The sequence below is a fragment of the Marivita sp. genome, from assembly GCF_020055635.1.
Classification (GTDB): Bacteria; Pseudomonadota; Alphaproteobacteria; order Rhodobacterales; family Rhodobacteraceae; genus Marivita.
Map to the genome: position 1 here is coordinate 33,376 of NZ_JAIPUT010000039.1, position 8,973 is coordinate 42,348.

Consider the following 8,973-nt stretch of genomic DNA (forward strand, 5'->3'; position numbering starts at 1 on the left):
CGCTCTTCTCCGGCGAGAGCAATACAAAAATCTCACGAACGCCGAGGTCGCAAATAGATTTCAGGTAGAACTGATTTAAGGGCAACGCGACAACATGCAAGGCGTGGCCCGGCGACGAGATTCTGGTTGCGGAACGCGAATCCGCCCTTTCACCTTCCGAGCGGGTCGGGTAGCCATTTCCTTATTCGGAATTATGGCCCGATGAGACGACGCTCCGGAATGGGGGTGTCGCGAAAAAGGAGGCTGCGGCGACCGACCGCGGCTTGACAGGAATGACACCGCCAAACCAGGCCGCTGCTACACCCGACCGGGTGTTCCGCAGAACCGCAAGCATCGATCCGCAGAAAGGCGTGGGCGCAGTCGCCCGCATCACTGCGATGTGTTTCCGCTACCCATGGCGGGCAGGGCTGGCGTTTGCGGCCACGGTGCCGGCGGTTCTGATGCAGCTCGCAATTCCGTTCATTCTGGGCCGCGCGATCGACCAGACGTTGGCTGCGGACCGCGACAACCCGGACGTTCGGGCGCTGGTCCTGATCGCCCTGACCCTTCTCGCCGTGAGCGTTCTGCGCGGGCTTTTCACCCTGGTACAGAACTACTCGGCGGAATCGGTCGGCCATGCCTTGGCCCAGGATCTGCGGAATGCGATCTACGACAAGGTGCAGCGACTGCCCTTCTCGTTTCACGACCGCACCCATTCGGGTGATCTGATCACCGTGGGAATGCTCGACCTCGAAGGGGTGCGGATGTATTTCTCCACCGCGCTGGTGCGGACGCTGCTGCTGACTTTGCTGATCGGGATCGGTGCCTGGCTGCTGCTGTCGACGGATGTGGTGATGGGCCTGCTGGCCCTGTCTTTCGTGCCCTTCGCAGCCTGGCGCAGTACCGTGATGCGGCTCACTCTGCGGCGGACCTGGCTGATCCTTCAGGAGAAGCTGGGCGTGCTCAGCCAGGTGATGGAAGAGAACCTCGCCGGTATCCGCGTCGTGCGGGCCTTTGCCGCGCAGGATCACGAGATGGCCAAGTTCGACGCCTCCTCGAAGGACGCGCTCGACTACAGCCATCAGCGGATCGACGTTCGGGTGCGCAATACCTCGGCCATGACCCTGGCCTTCTTCGCGGCCATGGGGCTGGTCTTGCTCTACGGCGGCCGGCAGGTCGCGGCCGGAGAGATCACCGTCGGCACCCTCGCCACCTTCCTGACTTTCATGACCATCCTGCAGATGCCGGTCCGGCAATTGGGGCTGATGGTCAATGCTTATGCCCGCGCATCGACCTGCGGCACTCGGCTGTTCCAGCTGCTGGACATGCCGGTGGAGATCGACGACGCCCCGGATGCGAAAAACCTCGAGGTCACCGAGGGAACCCTCAGGCTCGAAAATGTCGGTTTTGGCTATCAGGGTGCCTCAGGCCAGCGCGCCGTCTCGGGCATCTCCTTCGAGGCGAAGCGCGGCGAGACCATCGGCATCCTCGGCGCGCCCGGGGCCGGCAAGACGACGCTGATGCATCTCATCCCACGGTTCTACGACCCCACCGAAGGGGCGATCACCATCGACGGCCAGGACCTCCGCAATGTCACGCTCGGCTCGGTCCGCGAGGCTGTAGCCATTGTCCAGCAGGACAGCTTCCTGTTCACCACCACGATCGAGAACAACATCGCCTATGCCGCCCCCTTCACCGAGGAACGCCGCATCCGCGGTGTCGCAGACAGCGCGCAGCTGCACGACTACGTTCTCGGCCTGCCGCAGCAGTACGGAACCGTGGTGGGCGAGCGCGGCGTGTCCCTTTCGGGCGGGCAGCGCCAACGTCTGTCGATCGCGCGCACCCTGATGACGGAGCCCGCAGTGCTGATCTTCGACGACAGCACCGCCGCCATCGACGCCGGCACCGAAAGCCGTATCCGCACTGCCCTGCGCGGCTATGCCACTGACCGCGTCACCGTGATCGTGGCGCACCGTCTGGCCAGTCTGAAGCACGCCGACCGGATCCTGTTCATGGAGGACGGGCAAATCGTCGAACGCGGCACGCATGAGGAGCTGCTCGCCCTCGGCGGCCGCTACAAGGCGCTGCACGATCTGCAGATGCACCCCGAAGCGGACGTGCTGGAGAAGGAGGCGCCGCAATGAGCCCCAGCCGCAGGGGCGAGCCCCGCGATCCCCACGACGACGGCCGGCCCCGGATGCGGGCGGTGGTGGGTTCCAACCGGATCGAGGAGGACATCTTCGGCCGGGTCTTCGACGGCAAGGTGGTCAGCCGCATCTGGAAATTCGTCGAACCCTACAGGCGCCGGGTCTGGATCGCGGTCGCCGCGGTGCTGGTCTTTACCCTGTCGCAGCTGACCATCCCGCTGCTGATCCGCTACGCCATCGACCACGGCATGGCCCCGGGGGCGCCCGGCGGGCTGCTGGCGGGGATCGTCGCGCTGTTCGGGGTCGCCATCGCGATCAACTATGCAGCCTCGCTCGTGCAGGAGCGGGTAACCGGGCAGATGGCCGAGAATGTGCTCTTTGACATCCGCCGCAAGATGTTCGGCCACCTGCAGCACGTCTCGCTGTCGTTCATGGACAAGACCGAGGTCGGGCGGCTGATGTCACGGCTTCAGGGCGACGTGAACTCGATGCAGGAATTCCTCGAGACCTCGGTGCAGTCGGTGGGCGACATCGCGCTGCTGGTCGGCATCGTCGGGGTGATGCTCTGGCTCGATTGGCAACTCGCGGGGCTCGTGCTGATGGTGCTGCCGGTGCTTTTCGGCGTGCGCGTGCTGTGGTTGGCGAAGGCTCGCGCGGCCTTCATGGCGGCGCATGAGGCGAATTCGGTCACCAACAACGCCCTGGCCGAGGCGATCCACGGGGTTCGCGCCGTGCAGGCGATGAACCGTGCCCGCCTGAACGCCGAGCTTTACGGCGAACTGGCGAACCGGACCTACCAGGCGCAACTCCGGGCCTCCCGTCTCGCGCAGATCATGATCCCGATCGTCGACAGCCTGACCGGCATCGCCATGGCTGTGGTGGTGGTCGCGGGAGGCATGATGGTCGCCTCGGGCCGGATCGAGGTGGGCGTCATGGTCGCCTTCCTGTTCTACGTGCAGCGATTCTTCGACCCGATCCGCTCTCTGACCATGCAGTATTCGGTGATGCAGCGGGCCATGGCCTCGGGGCACCGGCTGACAGAGGTGCTGGACGTGGAGGTGGATGTCACCGACGCACCGGATGCCGTGCCGCTCGGCCCCGTGGACGACGGATCCGTCGAGTTCAGGAATGTCACCTTCGGCTACGACCCTGCGATCCCGGTGCTCAAGGATGTCAGCTTTGCCGTAGCCTCGGGCGAGCGCGTGGCGCTAGTCGGTCCCACCGGATCGGGCAAGTCCAGCTCCATCTCTCTGATCCACCGGTTCTATGACGTGCAGGAGGGTGCCGTTCTGGTCGGCGGACGTGACGTGCGAGGCGTCACCCAGGAAAGCCTCGGTCGGCACATCGCCATGGTCCTGCAGGAACCCTATCTATTCACCGGCACGGTGATGGAGAACATCCGCTATTCGTCATACTGGGCCTCGGACGAGGACGTGATCGCGGCGGCCCGGGCCGTCGGCGCGCATGACTTCATCGCGGCGATGCCAGGGGCCTACGACGCAATGCTGGACGAACGCGGCTCCAACCTCAGTCTCGGTCAGCGCCAGCTTCTGAGCTTTGCCCGGGCGCTGGCGGCGGATGCGAAGATCCTGGTGCTGGACGAGGCGACGGCCAACATCGACAGCTACACCGAAATGCAGATCCAGCGCGCCTTGCAGCGCCTGCTGGAGGGGCGGACGGGCCTGGTAATCGCGCATCGGCTCGCGACGATCCGCAACGCGGACCGGATCGTGGTACTCCAGCAGGGGGTCAAGATCGAGGAGGGAACCCACGACGCGCTGATGGCGCAGCGGGGCCTCTACTCGAAGCTCTACGACCTGAACTATGCCAGCTTCGATGACATTCCCGACGAGCTGACCGACGCCGACCGTGCCACGGCGACATAGGCTCCGATCCCGTTTTCTCGGCTTGCTTGAAGCGGGCCGCGGGTCGGGATGGGTCAGCTTGAACAAAGAAACCCCGAGGCGCGCGGGCTCTGTCCGGCCGCGTGCAAACCCGGACCAAGGCAACCGGGCTTCAACCGCTCCGGTTGCCTGCAGGACAATCTGGAGGAGCCGGATCGCCGCCTTCGGCAGGACCGGCGGCGGCCCGGCCGACCCGCATGCGCTGCTTGGGAGATATCACGTGAACTTCCCCGGTCTGCAAGTTGTCGTGCCAGTTCGTGATCAAGCGGCATTTGCCGCGCAGTTCCACGCCTCGAGTGCTTCGAGCCGATGGTAACGGACCGCGAGGGCGGAGCGGCGGTGGCTGGCACCGAGTAGGAATTGCGGAGTGCGGACTGGCATTGGTTGCAGGCATCACGATCCCAGAACCCCTTTTCCGTAATCTCGCAGGTTTCCCAAGCCGATGCAAAACCAAGCGTCAGGTTGTGGACCCAGAGAAAGACTTCCGGTTCGCCGCTAAACCGGAGTTTGACCAACTCGTATGTCAAGGAGAAGCGGTCTTGATTTGCTCGACGAAAGTCGGCAGAGCGGGGAGAATGAACAATACAGTCCATTTGTTATTCGAGTTCTTCGAGCGGCTGATCTCCGCGCTTCTGCTCATTGGCATGGTTGTTGTGATCGGCCTTGCTGCCTGGTCATTTTTGCGACTGACATATATCGTGTCATCCGATCCTCTCGTCGATATAGGCTACGTGACTTTTCAGACGCTATTCGACCGTTTGCTTGCTGCGGTCATCGCACTGGAACTGGCAAGATCGGTTCTGTTGTTGGTCGAGGGACACCGAGGCTTGATGCAAGTACGGATCATCCTCGTCATCGGCCTTTTGGCGGTAGTGCGAAAGCTGATCCTGATCGAGTTGGAAGCCGCGGATCCTGCCTTGCTCTTTGCCTTGGCGGCTGCAGTGCTGGCGTTGGCCGCTTCACTTGTGCTGATCATGTACATGGACCCGAAACGTGACCGCCAGGAATAATCTGCATTTATTGGAAAAGGGAGTGCTGCGATGCCGCCTGGTCTCGCAGTCGACCGGAATCCTACCCGGAACCCAGCACTGATATTGCGCGGCCGCGAAGGAGCGATCCGATTTAGGTCAGCAACTATGAACTATAATGCATTTTCTGTTGAGTAACTTGCGCTTCTTCGTGAAAAGCAAAAAGTCCTTGGGGCGCTATTCTGCGAAGTTGAGGCCGAGGTAGTGAAAACCGGCGTTTGGAGTAACCTCCTGTACACCGCCCTCAACTCCGCAGGATTGTTGCTACAGGCCGTGCGTTTTTGTGAAAAGCGAATATTAATGGTGCTTGTGATAAAAAATGCTCATGGAAGACCGACTTGGACATTACTCTCATCAAGACCTTCCTCGAAGTGGCCAACACCGGATCATTCGTTGCTGCGTGTAACCGATTGTTCGTCACCCAATCGGCCGTCAGCCTGCGGATCCAGCGCCTGGAAGGCAGTCTCGGACACGCCCTTTTTATTCGCTCGAAAGCGGGCGCTTCGCTGACACCGGAAGGCAAGCAATTCGAACCCTACGCGCTCAGCTTGCTGAAACTCTGGGAAGAGGCGCGGCAGCAGATCGCCATTCCCGAGGGCTACAGCCGCGCCATTTCCATCGGGGCACAATATTCGCTCTGGCCCCGGCTGGGGTTCCGCTGGCTCGACGCGATGCAGGCCGAGATGCCGGAGCTGAGCGTGCATTGCGAACTGGGCATGAGTGACCGCATCATGCGGTTTCTGGTCGAAGGCGTGATTCAGGCCGCACTGCTTTATACGCCGCAATTGCGCCCAGGGCTGATCGTCGAACCGGCGTTGGATGACGAGTTGATCCTCGTGGCCTCTTGGCCGGGGGCGACGCTCGATCTGGGTCAAGCCTTCGTTTCGGTCGACTGGGGCCCTGAATTCACCCATGCGCTTGCCATCGCGCTGCCGCACCTGACCGATTCCGGGCGCTCCATGGCGCTTGGGGCGCTGACCACGGACTATATCGTCAACCGCCGGGCCGCCGCGTTCCTGCCCGCCCGGTCGGTCAAGCGTCATCTCGATGCCGGTCATCTGCATATTGTGGCCGACGCGCCACGGTTTGCATATCCGTCTTGGGTGATCTGGCGCGAGGATCTGCCCCCCGACCTTGCCAGGCTTGCGCGCCGCACCCTAGCCGACGTGGTGCAAAACGCTGAAAAAGATCAGGAATCCGTCGTCGAACGGATCACCCCCATCGATGTGGCCGAAACTGTGTTGCACTCTAAAACTACAAGTGAGTAATTCTCGCCTCACACCCGATTAATTCGAATTTCTCTCGCCTTAATCTGGTCTTTATATCCCCGGACAGCAGAGATGCTCCCGATCAACCGGCAACCGTTCCGGGGGGCGGGTCAGCTTTTTTTGGGAAAGGAATAGACCCATGAACACTCTCGTGAAATCTGGTGTCGGGACCCTGGCATTGGTCGCCGCCCTATCCGCGACCTCCGTATCCGCGCAAACCCTCGTCGGACGCGACTCCGTCGCCGCCGACCGCAATGAAGACCTGCTCGAGGCCATCGAAGACGATGCAGAGCGCGATCTGGACCGGTTCGGCAACGAAGGCCGTCCGCAGGGCTTTGATGGCTCCATCGCGGTGCGCGGCATCGCCTCCACCGGCAACACCGACAGCCTCGACATCGGCATCGGCTCGGACCTGAACTATGTCTGGGGCCCGAACGGAATCGAGCTTCAATTGAACTACGTCTACGGCGAAGATGACGGCGACAAGACCGAGGAAAGCCTGTTTTACGACCTCGAATACACACGTGATTTCACCCCGGTAGTGTTCGGCTTTGCCAAGGTGCAGGGATCGGTCGACGAGTTCTCTGAGTACGAAACCGACACCTTCCTGAGCCTCGGCGCGGGCTACCGCATCTTCAACGAAGACACCCGCCAGTGGTCGGTTCAGGGTGGCCCCGGCTACCGCTTTGCCGAGATTTCCGACGTGACTCGCGGCGACATCGACGAAGGTGCCTTCGGTATCAGCTCGGACTATGCGCACAAGCTAACGGACACAGTGTTTCTGACCAATGACACCGATGTGATCTGGTCGGAATCCGACACCGTGGTGTTCAACGATCTCGCACTGAACGTATCGATGACCAACAGCGTGGCGCTGCGCACAAGCATCCTGACCGAGTACCACTCGGAAGTGGCACGTGGCGTCGATCACTATGACAACACCTACGGCGTTTCGCTGGTCTACTCGTTCAACTGATCTAGCGAAGATCCTCATGTAAACTTGGGGCGGAGCAATCCGCCCCTTTTTTTGTTTTCTACTGTGTCGAGACTGTGATTTGGGATCGCTAGCAACGCTTCCAGTGTCGCATGAGCGCCTCCCCAGTTGGAGCGTCGCGTCGGCGACGTGCCGAGGTCAGCCATGCGAACGGTGCTGCCTTTCCGCCAAAGACGGCTTTCGGGATCGAGGTGAGCGAGTTGGCACTAACGTTCAAAGCTGTCATGTTGGAGTTTCACGCGGAAACTGGAGACGACACATATGCTCGTTGTCGGCTGGCAGGAGCGGGTCCACCCGCAGCTTCTGGGACTAACCAACCTCAAAGCGAAAATCGATACTGTGGCGCGGACTTCTGGCCTGCATTCGACGCATATTGACACCTTTGTCCGCCGTGGCGTGCCGTGGGTCCGGTTTCAAACCCGGTTCGATGATGACGCGCGCTACACCGATGTCGAATGCCTGATCCAAGACCGGCGGGACGAAAAGAACACCAACGGCGTCCCGAGACGCGCATCGTCATTCGAACCAAACTTCGGATTTCGATGCGCCTTTGGACAATTGCCCTTTCGCTCACAAAGCGCACGGAGATGAAGTTTCGCATGATCACTGGCCGCACGGCCCTGCTCAAGCATTCGATCCTTGTAAATCCCTAGAAGAGGAATCTTACGACGCCAATTCCGGCAGACCTCCTCCAAAAACTTAGGAAAACATCATGAAAATTGCCATGCTCGCAAGAAACGCCGACCTCTATTCGCATAAGCGCCTAGTTGAGGCGGCGGAAAAACGGGGGCATGAAATCGACATCATCAATACCCTTCGTTGTTACATGAATATCGCCTCGCGCCGCCCCGAGATTTTCTACAACGGCGAAAAGCTCGAAGGATATGATGCGGTCATCCCGCGGATCGGCGCTTCGGTTACGTTCTACGGGACGGCCGTTCTGCGCCAATTTGAGATGATGGGCGTGTATCCCCTGAACGAAAGCGTCGGAATCGGGCGATCACGGGACAAGTTGCGTTCCATGCAACTTCTGGCGCGCGACGGAATTGGCTTGCCGGTGACAACCTTCGCCCATGATCCGAAAGTCGCGGACGAGGTTGTCGAGCTGGCAGGAGGCACTCCAGTGGTCATCAAGCTCCTGGAAGGCACGCAAGGCTTGGGCGTGGTTCTGGCCGACACGAACCGGTCGGCGAAGTCGGTGATCGAAGCGTTCCGGTCAACCAACACCAACATCCTTGTGCAGGAGTTCATAAAAGAAGCCGGGGGGACGGATATCCGTGCCATTGTGGTCGGAGGCCGGGTGATCGCTGCGATGAAACGGAGCGGCGCCGAAGGCGAGTTCCGGTCCAACCTGCATCGCGGCGGATCTGCGGCAGTGGTCAAACTCTCCCCCGAAGAACGCTCGACCGCCGTGCGTGCGGCAAAGGCGATGGGGCTGAACGCATGCGGCGTCGATATGCTGCGCGCAAATCACGGGCCGGTGGTGATGGAGGTAAACTCATCGCCGGGTCTGGAGGGCGTGGAAAAGGCAACGGGCTTGGATATCGCGGGCAAGATGATCGAGTTTCTTGAAAAGAACGCCAAACCGCATTCAACCAAGACCAAAGGCAGGGGCTGATGCAGAAGCGTGCCGCATTCGACATCGGGGGCGAG

At 61.1% G+C, this 8,973-nt stretch carries 8 protein-coding genes; all 8 read left to right on the forward strand.

What is annotated here, in order from left to right; all coding sequences use genetic code 11:
• Positions 1 to 350: 350 nt before the first annotated feature.
• The 8 genes from LCF60_RS16640 (at position 351) to rimK (ending at position 8,938) form a co-directional block, all read left to right on the forward strand.
• Positions 351 to 2,123: an ABC transporter ATP-binding protein gene (locus LCF60_RS16640; RefSeq protein ID WP_292293276.1), complete on the forward strand. Its 1,773-nt coding sequence runs from the start codon at positions 351 to 353 to the stop codon at positions 2,121 to 2,123.
• Entirely contained in the window at positions 2,120 to 4,012 is a 1,893-nt protein-coding gene (locus tag LCF60_RS16645) for an ABC transporter ATP-binding protein (RefSeq protein WP_292293277.1), read from the forward strand. Before LCF60_RS16640 ends, LCF60_RS16645 begins: the two co-directional genes overlap by 4 nt.
• 593 nt (positions 4,013 to 4,605) lie before the next feature.
• The gene (locus tag LCF60_RS16650) at positions 4,606 to 5,040 is read left to right on the forward strand and encodes a phosphate-starvation-inducible PsiE family protein (RefSeq protein WP_292293279.1); all 435 of its coding nucleotides are present in this window, start codon (positions 4,606 to 4,608) and stop codon (positions 5,038 to 5,040) included.
• A gap of 356 nt (positions 5,041 to 5,396) precedes the next feature.
• Positions 5,397 to 6,326, forward strand: coding sequence for a LysR family transcriptional regulator (locus LCF60_RS16655; RefSeq protein WP_292293280.1), 930 nt, complete (start codon positions 5,397 to 5,399; stop codon positions 6,324 to 6,326).
• A 139-nt stretch (positions 6,327 to 6,465) separates the two neighbouring features.
• Positions 6,466 to 7,302 (forward strand): DUF481 domain-containing protein, encoded by an 837-nt coding sequence (locus LCF60_RS16660; RefSeq protein ID WP_292293281.1) that lies wholly within the window; start codon positions 6,466 to 6,468, stop codon positions 7,300 to 7,302.
• Positions 7,303 to 7,581: 279 nt separating this feature from the next.
• A complete protein-coding gene (locus LCF60_RS16665) occupies positions 7,582 to 7,911 on the forward strand; it encodes a RimK/LysX family protein (RefSeq protein WP_292293282.1) in 330 nt (109 codons plus the stop codon).
• A complete protein-coding gene (locus LCF60_RS16670; protein WP_292293284.1) occupies positions 7,863 to 7,973 on the forward strand; it encodes a hypothetical protein in 111 nt (36 codons plus the stop codon). Before LCF60_RS16665 ends, LCF60_RS16670 begins: the two co-directional genes overlap by 49 nt.
• 59 nt (positions 7,974 to 8,032) lie before the next feature.
• A complete protein-coding gene (rimK, locus tag LCF60_RS16675; RefSeq protein ID WP_363318427.1) occupies positions 8,033 to 8,938 on the forward strand; it encodes a 30S ribosomal protein S6--L-glutamate ligase in 906 nt (301 codons plus the stop codon).
• Positions 8,939 to 8,973 lie beyond the last annotated feature (35 nt).

Coding starts and splice junctions, on each gene's coding strand:
- rimK (WP_363318427.1), top strand. CDS start 8,033: ATGAAAATTGCCATGCTCGCAAGAAACGCCGACCTCTATTCGCATAAG.
- LCF60_RS16650 (WP_292293279.1), top strand. CDS start 4,606: ATGAACAATACAGTCCATTTGTTATTCGAGTTCTTCGAGCGGCTGATC.
- LCF60_RS16645 (WP_292293277.1), top strand. CDS start 2,120: ATGAGCCCCAGCCGCAGGGGCGAGCCCCGCGATCCCCACGACGACGGC.
- LCF60_RS16660 (WP_292293281.1), top strand. CDS start 6,466: ATGAACACTCTCGTGAAATCTGGTGTCGGGACCCTGGCATTGGTCGCC.
- LCF60_RS16670 (WP_292293284.1), top strand. CDS start 7,863: ATGCGCCTTTGGACAATTGCCCTTTCGCTCACAAAGCGCACGGAGATG.
- LCF60_RS16665 (WP_292293282.1), top strand. CDS start 7,582: ATGCTCGTTGTCGGCTGGCAGGAGCGGGTCCACCCGCAGCTTCTGGGA.